General features: G+C 44.3%; 1 tRNA gene. It reads left to right on the plus strand.

Going from position 1 to position 395, the window contains the following annotated elements:
* The first annotated feature begins 67 nt into the window (after positions 1-67).
* Positions 68-143: transfer RNA gene (locus PTT44_RS00005), tRNA-Asn, on the plus strand.
* The last annotated feature ends 252 nt before the right edge of the window (positions 144-395 follow it).

Genomic DNA, 395 nt, shown 5'->3' on the forward strand with positions numbered 1-395 from the left:
AGTCGGTAGAGCGACGGACTGTTAATCCGCAGGTCCCTGGTTCGAGCCCAGGTTGGAGAGCCACTATTCTTCCATAGCTCAGTCGGTAGAGCGACGGACTGTTAATCCGCAGGTCCCTGGTTCGAGCCCAGGTGGAAGAGCCAAGATTCTAAAAAGCCCAAGCATCGTGACTTGGGCTTTTTTTATCACTCATTGCTTTGATTCACACCCTATACCCTTCTGGTATACAGCTATGACATATCAAATTGTTTATAAAAAAAACATTTAATCTAAAATTCGATTTTTTTTAGAATTGTAACTTGACCGATGTGTAATTTTCTCTATACTGCATTTCAGATTCTCCAATAGCTCAGTCGGTAGAGCGACGGACTGTTAATCCGCAGGTCCCTGGTTCG

Source organism: Acinetobacter sp. Gutcm_16 (assembly GCF_028649355.1).
Classification (GTDB): domain Bacteria; phylum Pseudomonadota; class Gammaproteobacteria; order Pseudomonadales; family Moraxellaceae; genus Acinetobacter; species Acinetobacter johnsonii.